This window comes from Erwinia tracheiphila (genome assembly GCF_021365465.1).
GTDB classification, from domain to species: domain Bacteria; phylum Pseudomonadota; class Gammaproteobacteria; order Enterobacterales; family Enterobacteriaceae; genus Erwinia; species Erwinia tracheiphila.
Genome location: NZ_CP089932.1, coordinates 50,298 through 67,853 on the forward strand (window position 1 = coordinate 50,298; position 17,556 = coordinate 67,853).

The 17,556-nt window shown below is 52.5% G+C and carries 11 protein-coding genes and 6 pseudogenes; 4 read left to right on the plus strand and 13 right to left on the minus strand.

Annotation, left to right across the window (positions count from 1 at the left end; all coding sequences use genetic code 11):
- Positions 1–33: 33 nt before the first annotated feature.
- The 6 genes and pseudogenes from LU633_RS00275 to LU633_RS00295 form a co-directional block, all read right to left on the minus strand.
- Positions 34–1,179 (minus strand): mannitol-1-phosphate 5-dehydrogenase, encoded by a 1,146-nt coding sequence (locus tag LU633_RS00275; protein WP_016193045.1) that lies wholly within the window; start codon positions 1,177–1,179, stop codon positions 34–36.
- Between the two features lie 93 nt (positions 1,180–1,272).
- Positions 1,273–3,192: a PTS mannitol transporter subunit IICBA gene (locus LU633_RS00280; RefSeq protein WP_016193044.1), complete on the minus strand. Its 1,920-nt coding sequence runs from the start codon at positions 3,190–3,192 to the stop codon at positions 1,273–1,275.
- A gap of 451 nt (positions 3,193–3,643) precedes the next feature.
- The gene (locus LU633_RS25670; RefSeq protein ID WP_325175742.1) at positions 3,644–3,907 is read right to left on the minus strand and encodes a DUF943 family protein; all 264 of its coding nucleotides are present in this window, start codon (positions 3,905–3,907) and stop codon (positions 3,644–3,646) included.
- A gap of 20 nt (positions 3,908–3,927) precedes the next feature.
- Positions 3,928–4,017, minus strand: a complete 90-nt coding sequence (locus tag LU633_RS26030) for a DUF943 family protein (RefSeq protein WP_252120233.1) — start codon at positions 4,015–4,017, stop codon at positions 3,928–3,930.
- A 34-nt stretch (positions 4,018–4,051) separates the two neighbouring features.
- Positions 4,052–4,827 (minus strand): annotated as a pseudogene (locus tag LU633_RS00290) (IS5 family transposase); the annotation flags it as partial.
- Between the two features lie 39 nt (positions 4,828–4,866).
- Positions 4,867–5,556, minus strand: a pseudogene (locus tag LU633_RS00295) (IS6 family transposase).
- A 91-nt stretch (positions 5,557–5,647) separates the two neighbouring features.
- On the opposite strand from LU633_RS00295, the gene LU633_RS00300 reads away from it, so the two are divergent.
- Positions 5,648–6,229, plus strand: coding sequence for a hypothetical protein (locus LU633_RS00300; RefSeq protein ID WP_016193039.1), 582 nt, complete (start codon positions 5,648–5,650; stop codon positions 6,227–6,229).
- A gap of 89 nt (positions 6,230–6,318) precedes the next feature.
- Here the strand turns inward: LU633_RS00300 and LU633_RS00305 are convergent.
- From LU633_RS00305 to glyQ, 4 genes and pseudogenes are all read right to left on the minus strand, one after another.
- Positions 6,319–6,810: pseudogene (locus LU633_RS00305) on the minus strand (IS6 family transposase); the annotation flags it as partial.
- A gap of 357 nt (positions 6,811–7,167) precedes the next feature.
- The gene (locus LU633_RS00310) at positions 7,168–7,884 is read right to left on the minus strand and encodes a DUF3053 domain-containing protein (protein WP_016193035.1); all 717 of its coding nucleotides are present in this window, start codon (positions 7,882–7,884) and stop codon (positions 7,168–7,170) included.
- Between the two features lie 593 nt (positions 7,885–8,477).
- Positions 8,478–10,547 carry a glycine--tRNA ligase subunit beta gene (gene glyS, locus LU633_RS00315; protein WP_016193033.1) on the minus strand — a complete coding sequence of 690 codons (2,070 nt, stop codon included), beginning with the start codon at positions 10,545–10,547 and terminating at the stop codon, positions 8,478–8,480.
- A gap of 9 nt (positions 10,548–10,556) precedes the next feature.
- Positions 10,557–11,468, minus strand: coding sequence for a glycine--tRNA ligase subunit alpha (gene glyQ, locus LU633_RS00320; protein WP_016193032.1), 912 nt, complete (start codon positions 11,466–11,468; stop codon positions 10,557–10,559).
- A 197-nt stretch (positions 11,469–11,665) separates the two neighbouring features.
- On the opposite strand from glyQ, the pseudogene LU633_RS00325 reads away from it, so the two are divergent.
- Positions 11,666–12,674, plus strand: a pseudogene (locus tag LU633_RS00325) (acyltransferase).
- Here the strand turns inward: LU633_RS00325 and LU633_RS00330 are convergent.
- The 3 genes and pseudogenes from LU633_RS00330 to LU633_RS00340 all read right to left on the minus strand — a co-directional run bounded on the left by LU633_RS00330 (position 12,662) and on the right by LU633_RS00340 (position 15,139).
- Positions 12,662–13,518: pseudogene (locus tag LU633_RS00330) on the minus strand (GlxA family transcriptional regulator). The pseudogenes LU633_RS00325 and LU633_RS00330 sit on opposite strands and share 13 nt — an antisense overlap.
- Positions 13,495–14,031: pseudogene (locus LU633_RS00335) on the minus strand (cysteine hydrolase family protein); the annotation flags it as partial. The pseudogenes LU633_RS00335 and LU633_RS00330, both read right to left, overlap by 24 nt.
- Positions 14,032–14,893: 862 nt before the next feature.
- On the minus strand, positions 14,894–15,139 hold the full coding sequence (locus LU633_RS00340; RefSeq protein ID WP_016193029.1) for a hypothetical protein: 246 nt from the start codon (positions 15,137–15,139) through the stop codon (positions 14,894–14,896).
- A 188-nt stretch (positions 15,140–15,327) separates the two neighbouring features.
- Here LU633_RS00340 and LU633_RS00345 point away from each other — a divergent pair, with 188 nt between their 5' ends.
- Positions 15,328–16,206, plus strand: a complete 879-nt coding sequence (locus tag LU633_RS00345) for an N-acetylmuramoyl-L-alanine amidase (protein ID WP_016193028.1) — start codon at positions 15,328–15,330, stop codon at positions 16,204–16,206.
- Between the two features lie 25 nt (positions 16,207–16,231).
- Positions 16,232–17,509 carry a glycoside hydrolase family 10 protein gene (locus tag LU633_RS00350; RefSeq protein ID WP_040465910.1) on the plus strand — a complete coding sequence of 426 codons (1,278 nt, stop codon included), beginning with the start codon at positions 16,232–16,234 and terminating at the stop codon, positions 17,507–17,509.
- Positions 17,510–17,556: the final 47 nt, after the last annotated feature.

The following is a 17,556-nucleotide window of genomic DNA, read 5'->3' on the forward strand; positions in this document are numbered from 1 at the left end:
CCCTTACTTTTTCCGTCACTCGAAAATGACGCATTATGCCATAGCGTGGTAAGCCTTCACTATCGCAGCCACCGTTTCGCTGCCGGCCTCCAGGCCTGATATCTGTGCCAGCGTGGCCGATACACCCAGGTGTGCAAGCAGCTCGCTTAATTCCTGTGCCTGCGGATCCTCGACGCTGCGGTAATGCAGGGCGGCAGCGATGCCGGTCACCAGGTTGTCGTGGGGCAGATGGTACTCATGCGTACCGAGCAGAGGCTTGATCAGGCGGTCACCCGCGCTCAGTTTACGCAGTGGCTGACGGCCAACGCGCTCTGCGTCATCTTTCAGATAAGGATTTTCAAAACGGCCAAGGATTTTCTGGATATAAGCCGCATGTTTGTCGGCAGCAAAACCGTAGCGTTTAATCAGCACCGCGCCGCTTTCTTCCATCGCGCCTGTCACGATGGCCCGGATCTTCTCATCCAGAATGGCGTCGCGAATGGTGTGGTGACCGGCCAGCTGGCCCAGATAGGCGGTGATGGCGTGGCCGGTATTCAGGGTGAACAGTTTACGTTCAACAAAGGCCATCAGGTTATCGGTCAGTTCCATGCCAGGGATTTCAGGAAGCAGGCCTTTGAACTGGGTCTTATCGACAATCCATTCACTAAAGGTTTCCACCGTTACTTCCAGCGGATCGTTACCCGCTTGCGAAGGCGGCACGATGCGGTCTACGGCAGAATCGACGAAGCCCACGTTGGCGTCAACCCAGGCGTGATAGTGCTCAGGCAGCGCCTGCATCACATGGTCTTTTAACTGTGTGGTGCCGCGCACCATGTTTTCACAGGCGATGATGTTCAGCGGGCGAGGGTTACCGTTCTCGCTGCGGCTGACCAGACCTTTGGCAATCCCTGCCGCAATGCGCGCCAGAATTTGTGGTCCAACCGCTGTAGTGACAATATCCACTTCCGCTATTAACGGAATAATCGCCTCGCTGGCGCTGTTCACCGCCTGCACGCCACGAACCATTTCCACCTGCGACTGTTCGCCGACCACGTTCACCGGGTATTCATGGCGCTGGTTCAGCGCATCCAGCACCTGCTGATTCACGTCGGCGAAGGTTAACGCAATACCCGCATCCGCCAGTAATTTACCAATAAAACCGCGGCCAATGTTTCCGGCACCAAAATGAAGCGCTTGCATAATCTTTTCCCATTTTAATGAGGAAGCCGGATATAGCCGGCCTGAAGAAAGCGCCGGGCATGCCCGGCCTTGGGTGTATCAATGTTTTTCTGCTCAGGCTGAGGGTTTACCTGACAGCAGATCCAGCACGTCCTGAACGTCCGTGGTGCGGGTCAGTTTTGCAATGGTGCTTTCGTCATCCAGCGCGTTAGTCAGGCTGGTGATCACCTGGATGTGCTCATTATTACGTGCGGCGATGCCGATCACCAGACGGGCAATCTCATCTTCATCCTCACCAAAACGCACCCCTTCCGGGTACTGGCAGAACACCACACCCGTTTTCAGTACGCGATCTTTGGCTTCAATGGTGCCGTGTGGCACTGCGATGGATTCGCCCAGATAGGTTGGCGTCAGTTTTTCGCGGTCCAGCATCGCCTGCACATATTCCGGTTCCACGTAACCGCCTTTCACCAGCTGTTCACCGGCGAAGCGGATCGCCTGCTCTTTGTCCACGGCACGATTGCCAAGAAAGATATTGCTGGCGGTCAGCCTGAACAGCTGTGCCTGACCGTTATCCTCGCTGTCACCCGGCGCGGCAGACGCCTTTGCCCGGTGTCCGGCAGCGCGTTTCGCGTCTGTCAGACGCGCGGTCAAATCGTTGTAAAGGGCGCTGTCGAGGAAGTTGGTCAGCGAAATATGCTGGGCATGAGGTGCCTGGCGCATCGCCCGCTCGGTCAGGTCGCGGTGCGTGATCACCAGGTCCACGTCACCCGGCAGGTTATTAATGGCGGTATTGGTCACAGAAATATCGTCCAAACCCGCATCGCTGACTTTTTTACGCAGTACGCCGGCACCCATGGCGCTTGAACCCATACCGGCATCGCAGGCGACGATGATTTTATGCACATGGCTAAGGTCGCTGGTCCGGGTATCAGCCGATCTGGCCTGGCCCTTTGCGTGTGCTTTCATCTCATTGACGCGCCGGGTGGCTGCTTCAATATCCTCCTTCTCTTTAACCTTGCTGGTTTTTAGCAGGATGGCGGAGATCACGAAGGAGACGGCAAACGCGGCGACAATCGCGGCAATATTGGCGAAATAAGCACCTTTTGGCGTCATCGCCAGCACGGCCAGAATAGAGCCGGGGGATGCCGGTGATACCAGACCGCCGTTCAACATGGTCAGGGTGAACACGCCAGTCATGCCTCCCAGAATCACCGCGATGATCAGACGCGGGTTCATCAGCACGTACGGGAAGTAAATTTCGTGAATACCGCCGAGGAAGTGGATGATAGCCGCACCGCCTGCGGATTGTTTAGCATTGCCGCGACCAAAGAACAGGTAGGCCATCAGCACGCCCATACCCGGACCTGGGTTGGCTTCGATCAAAAAGAAGATTGACTTGCCTGCTTCACTGGCCTGCTGAATGCCCAGTGGGGAGAAGATACCGTGGTTGATGGCATTGTTGAGGAACAGGATTTTTGCCGGTTCCACAAAGACAGAGGTCAGCGGCAGCAGGTTATTCTGCACCATCACATTAACACCTGTGGCGAGAAGGTGCGACAGCCCTTCCACCAGTGGACCAATCGCCAGAAAAGAGAGGATGGCCAACAGCATGCCGATGATCCCGGCAGAGAAGTTGTTGACCAGCATTTCAAAGCCACTTTTGATTTTACCGTCAACCATATGATCGAATGTTCTTATCGCCCAGCCACCCAGCGGACCGGCAATCATTGCGCCAAGAAACATCGGCATATCGGCACCCACAATGACGCCCATGGTGGTGATGGCACCCACCACGCCACCGCGATCGCCACCGACCAGCCGACCCCCGGTATAGCCAATTAGCAGAGGCAGCAGGTAGGTGATCATCGGGGCAACCAGTTTTGCCAGGGTGGCATTTGGCAACCAGCCTGTAGGAATAAACAGCGCGGTGATAATCCCCCAGGCGATAAACGCCCCAATGTTTGGCATCACCATGTTGCTCAGAAAGCGACCAAAATTTTGCACCTTGATCTTGATATCTGATGAGGACATAAAAGGCACCCCTTATTAGCACGCGCTGACTAATAAGTGCGCGCGTTGATTTTTGTTTAGGAACGGATGGCGAAAATTACCACCAATATCGCTGTATGCAGGCGGACTCTATCACGCGAATTTTCAGCTGCGTAGTCGGTCACAGAAATGTGATTGAAATCACCTTTAATGGCGTAAAACAGGGGGGTGGATAGTGATGTTAATCACAATTTTGCACAAATAAAGGTTGATTAACGCGTGTTGATAAATAAAATGCCGGATTTTTTGTGATATTAATCACATTTTGTGATTGGGTGTTTTTGATTGACATGTGACTATTGTCACAAATTATTTTTTCCTTGCCGAAAGCGTGGACCACTCTATTTTACAGCAGTCGCTATTCTGGCTGACTATTTTGCCAGGCGGGCTACTACGGCTGAATGGTATCAGGCCCTCTGGATAAGCTTATCGATTATTCATCCTGCAGGCGGATAATTTCACCGCTTTCTTTTACATGCCAGGTGCCGTCGTAGACGGTAAAAATGATTCCCCTGTTTCTGCTGTTGCTGACGGAAAAAACCGGATCTTTTTCAATGCAGTTTTCTTTTGTATGCATATCATCAAAACAGAGCCTGTCATATTTTCCCTCTTCTTGGTAGCCATCACCGAAATTCCAGAAAATTACGCTGAAACTTCGATCGCTGTCTTCCTGTGGGACATTATATTTTTCTTTAATATCTCTTTATTTTTTAGCCACTATTGTATTTTTCCGCTATCCGTAAGAGGAAAGTGATTTACCAGTACTGAAGAAGTCTCAAATTTTTGGTGGGTGGCGACAATGTCCACAGCTCGTAATAAAAACCAGGTTAATAGCCTGTCTCAACAGAACGTTATTCCAGACAATAAGACCACAGGAAAAATGCAACAGGACCCCGTCATTCTCAGATGTCTTTTCCCGTCGGGTCAGGGCCCGGCGAAACCGGTTCATCCGGCTGCGCGTCCTCCCGGCGACGGGCACTGAAGTTCGTGGTTTTACTGGCATCTCATTCCTCTTTACGGGGCGGGATATAAGGTTCGTCACGACGGCTCAACCGGTCTGTTTTCAGCCCGGGTGCTTCGTCGCCTTTGTCCGGGCAGAGTCCGGTTTTTTGCCCCGGGCATCCCGCCTGAAGAGCACCGGGTGTGTCCGCCACCAGTTTGATGTCATGCCTGTCTGCTGCTGCGACGCCCCGTGACAGAGGAAGCCCCCCGGTATCTGTCATCAGACTGGGCTTTACGCCCTGTTTCCCTCTGTCCGTGGGGTTGCGTCCTGTTTTTTTGTCCCGGGCAGCGGTGATGTTGTCATACCGCCATCCATGAGCAGTCCGGGGTGTCCACAGGCCAGTGATCCGTTCTGCCAGAAACGCCCGAAGACACCTGCGTCTCTCCGTTCCCGGAAGCGTCGGTGCGCAGAAGCTGATGAACCTATCCCTGTGGCATTGAGTGCATTCCACTGACAGGCTGTGCTGGGGACGAAGAAAATGGCGTTCATTGCGACCCGATTATCAACACGTTTTCGGCGCGTACCCGGAGGGTGGCGGTTTTGTGTTCCGGGATAAGCGGAGCGATTTTGTCCCGGAGTTCATCGCTAATCTGCCCTTTACGGTTCTGTCGCATTAACGGCAGTGGACCGGCAGAAAGGCTGCTGCCTGTTTTTCAGGCAGCCAGCAAACAGAATTGTTCCGCGGGGACAGTCCATCACTTTGTGGATGTTGATATTGTCCTTTGCGTATCATGTGGAGCTGTTCGATGCCGGCCAGCCGCGTCTGTGCACGGCGAAACAAGTTGAATCCCGGCATCTGGTATCCGGCGTCTGATATTGTGGTGATCCTGCTCAACTAAGTTGTTCAGATACTTGCTTTGCCTGACGGTGATGTTTTCCTCAGCGGGTTTGTCGGCATTGAGCGTTGCCAGGGCGGCGGTACTGGTGCCGCTTTTAGCGATCGTCACCACTTCAGGTTCACCGTGGTGACGGATAGCCTTGCGAAAGAAACGCAGCGCGGTGGCATCACGCCAGGCGGTCAACAAAAAGTCGATGGTCTGTCCCGGTCTGTCGACGGCGCGGTACAGGTATTTCCACTGCCCTCTGACCCTGATGTGGGCTTCGTCCATGCGCCAGTGGCCCCCCACAGCACGTTTATGCCGGCGAAATGCCCTGTCCGGTAACGGCACCAGACGGATGACCCGGCGATGGCGTGTGGAAGGGTCAACGACAGTACCGCGCTCCGCCATCATTTCTTCCAGATTACGCAGGCTCAGGGCACAGGCCAGATACCCGCGGACGCACCGGGTAATCATGTCGGCGGGATAGTGCGGGCGTTTGAAGGATGTCAGGATCGGAGACATGGGCATAACATCACAAAAAAAACGGAACCATAACAGCCAGTTTTACACATACAAACACGTACATTAATAACTATGTGGAAAAGGGCTTTTTATGGGAAATATTTCTTGCTGTGGTCATATCAGTGTTAGAGAAACTCGGGGTAACAACCATTCTGATAACGTTATTCAGGGCAGGCAGCAAGGATTGCCCGAAGATCACTCAGCCGTTGCAGACTTTATAAGGCCAGGGAATGATATTATATCGAGAGTCAGTGATATTCGTGCGCATCTCAATCCACTGCTTGACGCTCGACAAGGACACAGACCTTTTGACACACATGAATTTATAAATATACGAGTCGCCGCGAACCGTCTCAATCGACAGACTGACCATGAAATGGATATTTTACAAACCAACATTAATAACATGGAAAATGGTTCTTTAGATCCCATAGAAAGACAACAAGGTTCAGTCTTGTCCAACCACATTGCCTGTTTAGAGCGGATGCGTGATTGGGTAGCTTTGGGGAGACGCTATGATGCTGAGATTATCAGGACATACCATGGTGGTGCTGCTCCAGCACAGAGCGATCTCGCTCCTGAAAGCCATATTGACAATATTCCGCATAATTTCTCACGTAGCAACACTATACCTACAATTGTTCCAGATGATTATCTGTCCGAAGGGCGTTAATTGGCGCTGCCGCAATTAACGGAAGTAGACAGGCAAAGGTTCTGTCGCATTAACGGCAGTGGACCGGCAGAAAGGCTGCTGCCTGTTTTTCAGGCAGCCAGCAAACAGAATTGTTCCGCGGGGACAGTCCATCACTTTGTGGATGTTGATATTGTCCTTTGCGTATCATGTGGAGCTGTTCGATGCCGGCCAGCCGCGTCTGTGCACGGCGAAACAAGTTAAATCCCGGCATCTGGTATCCGGCGTCTGATATTGCGGTGATCCTGCTCAACTAAGTTGTTCATATACTTGCTTTGCCTGACGGTGATGTTTTCCTCAGCGGGTTTGTCGGCATTGAGCGTTGCCAGGGCGGCGGTACTGGCGCCGCTTTTAGCGATCGTCACCACTTCAGGTTCACCGTAGTGACGGATAACCTTGCGAAAGAAACGCAGCGCGGCGGCATCACGCCAGGCGGTCAACAAAAAGTCGATGGTCTGTCCCGGTCTGTCGACGGCGCGGTACAGGTATTTCCACTGCCCTCTGACCCTGATGTGGGTTTCGTCCATGCGCCAGTGGCCCCCCACAGCACGTTTATGTCGGCGGGATAGTGCGGGCGTTTGAAGGATGTCAGGATCGGAGACATGGGCAGGTAAAATCACAAAAAAACAGCATGTTACCTGATGACTACTTAATGCGACAGGACCCCATTTGCTGCCTGCCATACTTTGCCCTCAGATATTACCGGGATGCATTGTACGATAACTCCTTTTTGGAACAGGCTCTTAATGTTTATTATTTTGCCAGAGCGCTTTTATCAACAATGACGCGGATTGATTCACCGCTGGATAAAACAATGATTCTGACACCAGCCTGCTGCAGCACGGATAAAGCGCGGTGGGCACGAAAGCAGTGGTGAGAAGGGAAGGAATAAAGTGCCGGATTGTTCCGGCACCTGGATATTACTGGAATCCGCCCTGTAGCGCACTTTGCGCCTGGTTCAGTACCTGAGCATTCGCTGAAATGGTACTCATCAGCGTATTGTAGTGTGTCGCCTGCTGCTGATTGGGAAACTGGATAGTCTGGCCATTAAATGTTACCTGAGTTCCTTGTTGTTGCAGGAAATCCCCGGCTTGTATCGCTGCCTGGCTCAATGTTTGCAGACCCGGAAGCAGAGGTTGCAGTGCGTTGGCCGGTTGCGTGACCACTTTGTTATAAACGCTGTCGTAGACCGTTTTCAGGTCTTCTGGCTGCTTCAGCGCCGCCTTGCTGCCGTCTGCCTGAGTCTTCGCCGTCTGAATCTGCTGTGTCAATACGCCAAGGGAGCCGCTGGTCTGGCGCAGTGAATCACGATGGGTCAGATAATCCTGTGGCGTGCGAATAGCGTTTAATTCATCCACCACGGGCTTCATGCCGGAATCTACCGCACGGTTTACCTGCTGTGAGAAATCATAAAGGATGGCGTAGTCCTTGACGTAATTGCCGAAATTCTGCTTCTGACTTTCACTCAGGTTGGGTAGATGTTCACCGCTACGCATCACGGTATTTTGCAGAAAATCGATAAATGCTTTGCGCTGGTCGGCGTCTTTGTCGCCACAGCCGGTTAGCTGAAAGACTAAAAACAGTGCGAGAACCGGCACGAAAAAACGTGTCCAGACGCGCGAAATTCCTGTCGTCATTGGAAGTAACTCCTGTAATAGAAGGGCTTGAGGCAAATATAGGCGGTCAGTACCGCGCCTGAAAGAATAGTTCAAGTCTGTGCAGGAGGATACGGGAATCGGCAGTGCCGACATGAAGAATATTAATCATGCTGTGGCATGCCTCCAGCATGATGTTTTTGTCTGTGCGGCCTGCGCCCCATTTTAGTATTTCCATTTATCTGGCAGATAAAGATCAAAAAGGTATGGCTGATAATGAGATAGCGCACGACCGTTTCCAGCACGCCAGCTGTAATATTTTCTGCTACCTGAGGTTCAAAATAGTGGGGAAGGTGCAGTATGACGTTTTCCAGGCTGGCAGGCACCTGTGCAATACAGCATGCCAGTCAGCCCTTTACGAGTTCGTTATTTATCCCAAGATGTCGGGCATACGTTAACCAGTGACGTGGCAAAATATCATGCCAGCGATAATGTTTATCTTTGCTACTGTGTACTGACATTGCCATTTTTATCCCTGCATGAACACCACCTCCATAGGAGGTGGTGTTCATGCAGGGATAAAAAACGGGCGGATTCACATCCGCCCGTCCGGCTCACACTCACTGCTGCTGTTTTTACTGTAGCAGCGAAATATCAGCCACTTGCAGGAACAGCTCGCGCAGTTTTGCCAGTAGCGTCAGACGATTGATGCGGATGTCGCGGTCTTCTGCATTCACCATCACCTTCTCGAAGAAGTTATCCACCGCGCTACGCAGTTCCGCCAGCTCGATCAGCGCATCCTGATAGCGTCCCTCGGCAAACCAGGGGGCCAGCTTGCTGCTCAGTGCTGATACATAGGTCGCCAGTTGGATCTCTTCATTCTCTTTAAGCAACGAAGCCTGAACACTCTCATTCAGCGGTTCGCTGGATTTGGCCAGAATGTTGGAAACGCGTTTGTTGGCTGCGGCCAGCGTGGCTGCGGCTTCCAGCGTGCGGAAGTGAGAGACCGCCTTCATACGCGCATCGAAATCCGCCGGGCGCGTTGGACGACGCGCCAGTACCGCCTGAATGGTGTCCACGCTGTGGCCTTCTTCCTGATACCAGGTACGGAAGCGGCCCAGCATAAAGTCGATCACTTCATCAACAACCTGGGCGTTACTTAGTTTGCTGCCGTAAAGGCGCACGGCTTCTTCGGTCAGGGTTTGCAAATCAAGCTGCAGATTCTTCTCAACGATAATACGCAGTATGCCCAGCGCGGCACGGCGCAGCGCGAACGGATCTTTATCACCTTTCGGATGCTGACCGATACCGAAGATCCCGGCAAGCGTATCCATCTTATCGGCAATAGCCAGCGCGCAGGCCACCGGGCTTGAGGGTAAATCATCACCGGCAAAACGCGGCTGATACTGTTCGTTCAGGGCGACGGCAACGTCTTCGTCTTCACCGTCGTGGCGTGCATAGTGCATCCCCATCACGCCCTGGGTGTCGGTGAACTCGAACACCATATTGGTCATCAGGTCGCATTTGGACAGCAGGCCCGCACGGGTCGCATGATTAACGTCTGCACCAGTCTGCCCGGCAATCCAGCCCGCCAGCGCCTGAATTCGGTCGGTTTTATCACGCAGGGTGCCCAGTTCTTTCTGAAACAGAACGGTTTCCAGACGTGGCAGATTGTCTTCCAGACGCTTTTTACGGTCAGTATTGAAAAAGAACTCTGCGTCGGCCAGACGTGGGCGCACCACTTTCTCGTTACCGGCAATAATCTGCTGAGGATCTGTCGACTCAATGTTGCTGACGAAGATGAAGTTTGGCAGCAATTTGCCCGCCGCATCATAGACGGGAAAATATTTTTGGTCGCCCTTCATGGTGTAAACCAGTGCTTCAGCCGGTACGGCGAGAAAGCGTTCCTCGAAGGTTGCCGTGAGTACCACCGGCCATTCCACCAGGGAAGCCACCTCTTCGAGCAGGCTGTCGCTGAGATCGGCAATACCGCCGATCTCGCGTGCAGCGGCCTCGGCCTGAGCTTTAATCTGTGACTTACGCGCGCCGAAATCCGCCTGAACTTTGCCTCGCTCCAGCAGGATCTGCGGGTACTGATCGGCATGGTCGATGGTAAATTCAGGCTCGCCCATAAAGCGGTGACCGCGCAGGGTGCGGCCAGACTGAACGCCGAGCAGAGTAGCGGGAATGCTTTCATCCCCCAACAGTAGCGTAACGGTGTGTACCGGGCGGACAAACTGCACGTCAGAATCCCCCCAGCGCATCAGCTTAGGGATCGGCAGCTTTGCCAGTGCCGTGTCAATCATCGCCGGCAGCAGAGCACTTGCGCTTGCGCCTTTGACCTGGGCGCGATACAGCAGCCACTCACCTTTATCGGTGCTGAGGCGCTCGGCCTGGTCGACGGTGATACCACAGCCGCGCGCCCAGCCTTCTGCGGCTTTGGTTGGGATGCCGTTAGCATCAAATGCGGCGGCGATAGCCGGGCCGCGTTTGTCCACTTCCCGATCCGGCTGGGCGGTACTCAGGCTGGCCACTTTCAGCGCCAGGCGGCGCGGCGAAGCGTACCAGCTTACTTCACCGTGGTTGAGGCCAGCGGCATCCAGCCCGGCGGTCAGGTTGGCGGCAAAAGATTCGGCAAGGTTGCGCAGCGCTTTTGGCGGCAGCTCTTCGGTGCCGATTTCCACCAGAAAAGTTTTCTCAGTCATAGCTGCCTCTTATTTCTTGTTATTGCACATCGGGAAGCCCAGCGCCTCACGGGACGCATAGTAGGCTTCAGCCACGGCTTTGGTCAGGGTGCGAATGCGCAGAATGTAGCGCTGACGCTCGGTTACGGATATTGCCTTACGGGCGTCAAGCAGGTTGAAAGTGTGACCCGCTTTCAGGATACGCTCGTAAGCAGGAAGAGGCAGCGGTTTTTCCAGCACCAGCAGGCTTTGCGCTTCTTTCTCGTAGTGGTCAAAGCAGCTAAACAGGAAATCAACGTCAGCGTGTTCAAAGTTGTAGGTCGACTGTTCCACTTCGTTCTGGTGGAAAACATCACCGTAGGTCGTTTTGCCCAGCGGGCCGTCGCTCCATACCAGATCGTAAACGCTGTCCACCCCCTGGATATACATCGCCAGGCGTTCCAGACCGTAGGTAATTTCGCCGGTAACAGGTTTACATTCCAGACCGCCAACCTGCTGGAAGTAGGTGAACTGGGTGACTTCCATACCGTTCAGCCAGACTTCCCAGCCCAGGCCCCATGCGCCCAGCGTTGGGTTTTCCCAGTTATCTTCCACAAAGCGGATATCATGAATGGTCGGGTCCATTCCCAGTTCTTTCAGGGAGCCAATGTACAGCTCCTGAAGGTTGTCCGGGGAGGGCTTGATGATCACCTGAAACTGATAGTAATGCTGAAGGCGGTTCGGGTTTTCGCCATAGCGACCGTCGGTTGGACGGCGTGACGGTTGCACATAGGCGGCAGCAATTGGCTCCGGGCCAATTGCGCGCAGACAGGTCATTGGGTGAGAAGTTCCCGCGCCCACTTCCATATCCAGCGGCTGCACAATGGTGCAACCCTGCTGTGCCCAGTAATCCTGAAGAGTCAGGATCAGCCCCTGAAATGTTTTGGTATCAAACTTTTGCATGTTGAATTCGCACGCGAAGCAGTTTTAAAAGTGGGCGTCAGTATACCCTTTGACCGCCGGATAGTCAGCCCGATGTCATGGCTAAGTTGGCATAGCGTGGCATGTCGTTATCTTTAGCGATCGATGACGCCTTATGTTGTCGAATAATTTCCGGAAAGCTACCCTCATAGCCACGGAGAACACGCGCAGGAAAAGTGATGAAGGAAAAGACTGCCTGGATAGATAATTTGCGTGCGGTGGTCTGCCTGATGGTCATTATGATCCATACCACCATCTGGTATGTGATTCGTGGCACCACCATTGGCCTGTCCTGCTGGGAGGTGTCGAATGTGCTGAATTCTGCCTCACGGGTTTGTGTGCCCATTTTCTTTATGATTTCTGGCTATCTGTTTTTTGGTGAACGCAGCGCTAAGGGGTGCCATTTTTTGCGGATTATGCTGTGCCTGCTGTTTTACAGTGCGGTTGCCCTGGCGTATATCCACTGGCTTGACGCCCCTTAATGCCGGGCAGTCTCTGCATTACTTATTGCAAAAACCGGTGTTCTACCATCTGTGGTTTTTCTTCGCCATCATTCTCATTTACCTGCTTTCACCGCTGATCCAGGTCAGGTCGGTACAGGCGGGCTATCTGGTTATGGTGACGCTGATTTTGGTGGTGTTTGCCAATCCCGATAACGTTGATCGGTCAGTGGGGGCGTTGCACTGGCTACCGCTGAATCTCTGGCTGAGTGGTGACAGTATTTATTACGTTCTTTATGCCTTGTTTGGCCGCGCAGTCGGTATGCCTGACACCAGCAGGCAGGCAGGCAGGCAGGGAGTGAGCTGGCTGGCCGGGGGCGTCTTTGTTGTGCGCGTGGCGGTGATTGCCGTCGGGACCCGCCAGCAGATGGCAATAAACGGCGCATTTGCCGATACCTGATACGTGTACTGTGGGCCAGCGGTATTGATTGCTGCCGTCAGCCTGCTGATTTTGTTTAAAAACACGCTCAACCAGCGCCCGTTGCCGCTGCTGGCAACGATTTCCAGCTATTCCTTACCGATTTATGGTTTTCATGCGCTGTTTATTCATTTTATCCGTACGGATCATCTCGATGATAGGGGCCGTCCGTGGCTGGATATTCCGCTGGTTTTTTCCCTCACCCTACTGGGCAGCCTGCTGCTGGCGGTGGGGTTGAGGCGTCTGGATTCGCGTCATTATGTCAGTTGAGGCTCTGCTGAAGTTTTGCTATGTGGCCAGCGTGTTAGCGCGCGGCGAAGCTGGCGGGCAGAGGAGAATCCCGCTGATAATGCTGCTTTCTCCATGCCTTCCCCCTGCTGGGCAATCGCCACCCTGAATTGTTGATGGTATTCTCTGGCGCTGATGCCCAAATGCAGCCGGAACAAGCGTGCCAGATGACGCCACTGACGTGCGTGCGGGCAGCAAGTTCCTCCAGCGGCCAGCTTTGTTCTAGCGGTTCAGTCAGCAAATCCTGGGCGCGGTGGATAGCCGGATGCAAATGGTCACGATAGCGCAGCCACGGCGACAGCTGAGGGTCTTCTCCTGAACGGCGAAACCAGACCCCCATTTCTCGTGCGACATTGAACGCCGCACAGGCGATTGATCAGGGGCAGTGACAGGTCGAGCCCGGTGCTGTTCCATATTCCGCGATCTTCGACGAATATCTGGTTTTCTTTCACCATCGCCATGGGTTCCGCGGCTTTCAGTTGGTGGATGACTTCGTGATGCGTGGTGCACTGAAAACCGTGCAGCAGGCTGCTTCGCGCCGCCAGAATGGAACCGAAACAAATGCAAAATAAGGTAATTTGACTGGCGTGAATGGCCGGTTGCATACGCATTAGCCAATGGCTAACCTGCACAGCCTGTGGCGTGTCGAACCAGATACCGGAATCAGACACACCCGGGATCACCAGCAGGCTGCCGTCGCGCAGTGTTTCCGGGAGGGATTCAATGTCGCTAACGTCATATCGGTGGACGTCGTGATCTTTTCGTTCGGGCCAATATAGCGCAGTGAAAAGGTGCCCCCGGGCAGTTCCTCTAAACACTCGTTCATGCGGCGAATATCGGTAACGCGATGAATCAGCACACTTTCAGTGCGGTGACCCAGGTCGTCTATACTGAGTGTCAGATTATTATGGGTGATGGGAAATGTCAGGGTAGTTTCGGTAAAAAACGTCACCCGATAGCCAGGGTCGGATGCCACCCGCGCGGTGGTTTCGCAACATTGTTCAGTGCGTATGCCGCTAATAATCAGGTGATTGACCTGCCGTTCGCGGAGCCACGGTTCCAGACCGGGTTCGGTCAGGGCATTATAAACGCGCTTGTACACGCTGTTTGCCGGCTGATGAGTAAGAAAGGGCGGACACTTCACCCATCCTGATGCCCGAGAAAAGGGGCCTTGCGCTTCAGGGTGGAACACATCAACAACCGGAATGCCGTGCTGCTGGCAGCCAGCAATCAGTTCACTGAGACGCTGTTCAAACGCTGGCGTTTCTGCGGCTTGCTGATAACCACGATGGTAAAAAGATGGCTGGGCGTCAATGACTAAAAGTACCGATGCTGGCATATCCAGACCTCTTGAAAACCGGGGTTACGCCATGATGGCAGAAGCGCGATGCAGCGGTAAGGCCAAAATGGGACATTCTGCTGTCACCAGGAGACCAGAATGTCAGGTATGCCTGAGCCATTGAAAACGCGCCCCGGAGCGTGAATAAGGTTTAGGGTTAATAAGCGATGTTTTCACCGATCACCGGATGCAGAGAATAAATTTCTGCGCCTGATAGGTTTAAGCCTGCCATTTCTGACATACGGTAATCTCATTGTACTACAGCAGACTGCTGAATGGCCGAGCCTGATACCGCTACATCTTTGGCTTACTGCCAGGTGGCATGTTGGGTAAGGTCATTATATCCAGGGCTGATGCCGCGCGCTCAGGCAGAGAAAATAGCGTTGATGCTTTACTCTTCATGTGCTGACCAAAAATGGAGCACTATTTCGCGCGGTTATATTACACTGGCGGTCAATGCGGGTCCTTGCTGTAGAAGGTGTGGCATAAAAGAGAGTATGGTGCTGCTATTCAGGCCTTTTTCACATGAGTAAATAACAATAAGTGTCGCGTGAAAAAATTAAAATTACCCCAGACGCGGTGTTATCGACATGGCCTTGTATTGTGCTTTTTTCTGTTTTCCTGCGGCGTATGACAATGACCGGGCATTAAGCAATGCACCGCTGTACGCACGCCAAAAGGTATTTTCTCTGAATGGCATCTGAGATTAAAGTTTAGTTAATTTTCTTATGCTATTAATAGAGGTGTTAGTTTTTATTTGTTTTACTGTTTTAATTCATTTCTCAAATTAACCCTGATTCCTGAAATATCAGTGACGGCCCCCGGTGCTGATGAATATATTATTATTTGCGGAAAATCGCTATTATCCCGGAATATCCTGCCTCCAGATGACTTTATATCCGCACCGCATGCCGTTATCTCTGGCATTTTTTGATGTGTTGTAGCCAGGTGTTCCTGAAAAATCACAAGTCCGCAACCGCACGATCACGCAGCTCATGCCGCCAGCTTCCGGCGGTGCGGCAACGGCAAAAATGCAGCACAATTCCATACGTTTATCCGGCGCAATAATACCGAAAGGAGGTCGGTTTCTTTTTTTGCCATGAGCCATTACACAGAAACATTGCTTATCCATGAGAGAGAAATAAAGACTTATTTCATTAACATTATTATCTCATGCTGACTTTTAACTTATCTGAAGTTCATGGTTGTTTTATTCTGAATATAAATCACATATGATGATAAAAATAATGACGTCTGGAAAAGTGTTATCGGAGATGATAAAAGGAGCTTTGACTTATGCAGCAGGATATATTTTTTTCACGATTTGATAAAATAAAAAGAAATCTCGCAATAGTTGGACTGGCAATATCCCTGACAGGATGTGCCACACAGCCAATGAAAATAGCAGAGCGAGCGGGGTATTTCGCTAACAAGACAACGACAGCAGTAGGACAGAATGAACGGGTGCGTTTTCTTGTCATGCATTATACGGCGTTGAATGATGAACAATCTCTGAAAGAGCTTACGCAGGGCAATGTCAGCGCCCATTATCTTATTCCTGAAGAGCCAGCGATGAAAAATGGAAAACCGGTCGTGCTACAACTGGTTGATGAAAATAAAAGAGCCTGGCATGCTGGTGTAAGTAGCTGGAATGGCAGGAGTAACCTGAATGACAGTTCCATTGGTATTGAAATTGTTAATTCGGGTTTTACTGATGATGTAAATGGCCAGCGCACCTGGTATCCTTTCAGTGAAAAGCAAATCACTGCGGTTGCGGCCCTGGCGAAAGATATCATTCACCGCTATCAGATAACGCCAGATAACGTCATCGGGCATGCTGATATCGCACCACTCAGAAAGCAGGATCCGGGAAAACTCTTTCCCTGGGAACGGCTGGCGGCGATGGGTATCGGTGCCTGGCCTGACCCAATAGCGGTGAGCCAGTATCTTGCTGGCCGCGCGGCCCTGGAACCTGCGGAGGTTAAAAATATTCAGTTATTACTTAAGCAATACGGTTATGACCAGATTCCACAACATGGCATTCTTGATGAGGCAACCCGTAAAAATATTGCTGCGTTCCAGATGCATTTCCGGCCTACAGATATCAGTGGGAATGCCGATGCGGAAACCGAGTCCATCGCGTACGCGCTGATTCAGCAATATCGTCAAACCTGAGAAGCAATACTAATAAAGGAAAAGTATGTTTTATATAGCGAAAAGAATATTTTGCATGGTTGTGGCTGTGGGGCTGCTGGGGCTGGCTGGCTGTGCGCATAAATCTCAGCCACCTGAGCTGCCCTCAGCGCCCCCGCCTGTACGGGGCGTCTGGCTTTCCACGGTGGCTGGGCTGGACTGGCCGCCTGCGGCATCGCTGACAGCCGCAACGGAAACTGACCGGATCCGCATGCAAAAACAGGCGTTGACTGACGCGCTGGATGAGATGGTAAAAACCGGCATTAACACGGTCTTTTTCCAGATCAAGCCTGATGCAACGGCGCTCTGGCATTCCTCTGTTTTGCCGTGGTCTGCCGTGCTGACAGGGGGCATCGGTAAAGACCCTGGCTACGATCCGCTCGCGTTTATATTAAGCGAGGCCCATAAACGCGGGATTAAGGTTCATGCCTGGCTCAACCCTTATCGTGTTTCTATGGATACCCGACCAGAAACCGCAGCGGTATTGCAAAATACGTTAAGCACGTCACCTGCCAGCGTTTATGCGCTTCATCCTGACTGGATACGTACCGCCAGCGACCGCTTTGTGCTTGATCCCGGTTTACCTGAGGTACGCGACTGGATCACCAGCGTGGTGACGGAGGTGGTTAAGAATTATCCCGTTGATGGGATTCAGTTCGATGACTATTTCTATTATGAAACGCCGCAGTCACCGCTTCAGGATGACGCTACGTATCGTCAGTATGGTGAAGCGTTTTCGAAGAAAGCAGAATGGAGAAGGAATAACACCCTTTTAATGATAAAGCAGGTTTCGGCAGCGGTCAGGGCGCTGAAGCCGCATGTTGAACTGGGTATCAGCCCGGCAGGCGTCTGGCGAAATAAAGTGGACGACCCGTTGGGGTCCGACACCAAAGCGGGAGCGCCTGCCTATGACAGCGCCTATGCGGATACCCGGCAGTGGGTAAAATCAGGTTTACTGGACTATATTGCGCCACAGTTGTACTGGCCGGTGGGCCGTGAGATTGCCCGCTACGACGTGCTGGTAAAATGGTGGTCGGATGCAGTGAAGGACACGCCGACCCGGCTTTACATCGGTATGGCGCTTTACAAAGTCGGGACGCCATCCAAAAACGAACCGGACTGGACCGTTTCTGGCGGCGTACCTGAGCTGAAAAGGCAGTTAGATCTCAACGACAGTTTGCCGGAAGTCTCCGGGGTAATATTATTCAGACAGGCTTACTTAACCCAGCCTCAAACTGAAGAGGCAGTAAAATATCTCAAGACGCGCTGGTTTAATCCCCGCTAGCGTTTGCCCGGTTTCCGGTGCAGGAAACCGGGTTATTTACATCCCCT

Coding starts and splice junctions, on each gene's coding strand:
- LU633_RS00280 (WP_016193044.1), bottom strand. CDS start 3,192: ATGTCCTCATCAGATATCAAGATCAAGGTGCAAAATTTTGGTCGCTTT.
- LU633_RS00275 (WP_016193045.1), bottom strand. CDS start 1,179: ATGCAAGCGCTTCATTTTGGTGCCGGAAACATTGGCCGCGGTTTTATT.
- LU633_RS00345 (WP_016193028.1), top strand. CDS start 15,328: ATGCAGCAGGATATATTTTTTTCACGATTTGATAAAATAAAAAGAAAT.
- LU633_RS00350 (WP_040465910.1), top strand. CDS start 16,232: ATGTTTTATATAGCGAAAAGAATATTTTGCATGGTTGTGGCTGTGGGG.
- LU633_RS00300 (WP_016193039.1), top strand. CDS start 5,648: ATGGGAAATATTTCTTGCTGTGGTCATATCAGTGTTAGAGAAACTCGG.
- glyQ (WP_016193032.1), bottom strand. CDS start 11,468: ATGCAAAAGTTTGATACCAAAACATTTCAGGGGCTGATCCTGACTCTT.
- LU633_RS00340 (WP_016193029.1), bottom strand. CDS start 15,139: ATGGCTCATGGCAAAAAAAGAAACCGACCTCCTTTCGGTATTATTGCG.
- glyS (WP_016193033.1), bottom strand. CDS start 10,547: ATGACTGAGAAAACTTTTCTGGTGGAAATCGGCACCGAAGAGCTGCCG.
- LU633_RS00310 (WP_016193035.1), bottom strand. CDS start 7,884: ATGACGACAGGAATTTCGCGCGTCTGGACACGTTTTTTCGTGCCGGTT.